We start from the raw sequence: 1,823 nt of genomic DNA, 5'->3' as shown, positions 1-1,823 counted from the left end.
ATCATCGACAGGGTAAATCCCTGGATGCCGAAGCCATAGACAGCGAGGTTGCGCCTTTCGGCCTCCAGCAATCGTGCCGAGATGTGCTCCGCTTCGCCATGGTCGACGAGCATGGCGGCAAAGCGCTTTTCCGTCAGCCGGAAGAACTGCTCGTTCTGCCACAACGTGTCGTCGGCGTCGAAGCCGATCGTCGTCAGTTTGTCATTGCGCCGCATTGAACGCCTCGATTGGAATGGGACGGCCGAAACTAAGCCGATTGGCGTGTTTTTCAACCGCACCGGGCAATGCCCGACGCGGCTCCCCTTCCCTTCCATAGGAGGGCACGGCTATACTCCACAATCCGCAACCCAATCTGGTGAATGATGCCGCCTGCAAAAAAGGAAGTCCGTCCGTCGAGCCGCGGAGGACGCGCCCGCACGCCTGCCTTCGTGAAAAACCAACGAGGCGTCAAGAACTGGAAGGAAGTCAGCGCCTGGCTGGAATGGCGCGGCATCGAGGACATCGAGTGCATCACGCCCGATCAGGCAGGCGTCGCGCGTGGCAAGATGATGCCATCGAAGAAATTCACCTCCAACACCTCGCTGGCGCTGCCGTCGGCAGTCTTCATGACGACGATATCCGGCGGCTACCCCGAGGATGGCAACGGCTTCCACTACCCCGAAGACGACGGCGACCTCAAACTGATGCCCGACCTGTCGACGCTGACGGTGGTGCCCTGGGAAGAAGACCCGACGGCAGCGGTCATCTGCGACCTCGTCCACCAGGACGGACGCTCGGTCGAGTTCACGCCGCGCAACGTGTTGAAGCGTGTGGTGGCCGCCTATGACAAGCTCGGCCTGAAGCCTGTGGTGGCGCCCGAGATCGAGTTCTACCTGGTGCGCAAGAATCCCGACCCGGACTATCCGCTGACCCCGCCGGTTGGCCGGTCGGGACGCGCGATCGGCGGCGGCGCCGGCTATTCGATCGCCGGCGTCAACGAATTCGACGAACTGATCGACGACATCTACCATTTCTCCGAAAGCCAGGGCCTGGAGATCGATACGCTGATCCACGAGGAAGGTGCCGGCCAGTTGGAGATCAATCTGCGCCATGGCGACCCGATCGAACTGGCCGACCAGGTGTTCATGTTCAAGCGCACCATTCGCGAGGCGGCGCTGAAGCACGAGATCTACGCCACCTTCATGGCCAAGCCGATCCAGGGGCAACCCGGCTCCGCCATGCACATCCATCAGTCGATCATCGACAAGAAGACCGGACAGAACATCTTTTCGGCCGCTGACGGCTCGGAAACCGACGATTTTTTCCACTTTATCGGCGGCATGCAGAAGCATGTGCCGAACGCGCTGGTGATGTTCGCGCCCTATGTCAATTCCTACCGCCGGCTGACACAGGCGGCGTCGGCGCCGGTCAACAACAAATGGGGCTATGACAACCGCACCACGGCGTTTCGCGTGCCGCGCTCGGATCCGGCGGCACGGCGCGTCGAAAACCGCATCCCGTCCTCCGATGCCAATCCCTATCTGGCGCTGGCGGCATCGCTTGCCTGCGGGCTGATCGGCATCACCAACAAGATCAAGGCCGAGCCCCCGGTCCTGACCACGGCCAATGCCGACGAGATCGACCTGCCGCGCGGCCTGCTCGAAGCCGTCGACCTGTTCGAGGGCGACGAGGAACTCTGCGCGCATCTGGGCAAGTCGTTCGCCGCGACCTATGCGGCGATCAAGCGCGCGGAATTCGAGACCTTCATGGAAGTGATCAGTCCGTGGGAGCGGGAGTATTTGTTGCTGAATGTGTAGGGGAGTAGGGGAGTAGGGGAGTAGGGG

General features: G+C 61.9%; 1 protein-coding gene and 1 pseudogene. One reads left to right on the top strand and one right to left on the bottom strand.

What is annotated here, in order from left to right:
* Positions 1-215 (bottom strand): annotated as a pseudogene (locus tag EN914_RS34020) (HAD family hydrolase); the annotation flags it as partial.
* 144 nt (positions 216-359) lie between these two features.
* Between EN914_RS34020 and EN914_RS34015 the strand changes: the two are divergent.
* The gene (locus tag EN914_RS34015) at positions 360-1,796 is read left to right on the top strand and encodes a glutamine synthetase family protein (RefSeq protein WP_027035719.1); all 1,437 of its coding nucleotides are present in this window, start codon (positions 360-362) and stop codon (positions 1,794-1,796) included.
* Positions 1,797-1,823 lie beyond the last annotated feature (27 nt).

It is taken from the genome of Mesorhizobium sp. M7A.F.Ca.CA.001.08.2.1, assembly GCF_003998455.1.
GTDB classification, from domain to species: Bacteria; Pseudomonadota; Alphaproteobacteria; order Rhizobiales; family Rhizobiaceae; genus Mesorhizobium; species Mesorhizobium ciceri.
Note: the sequence above shows the minus strand (reverse complement) of the source record. Positions and strands in the feature narration are given on the sequence as shown.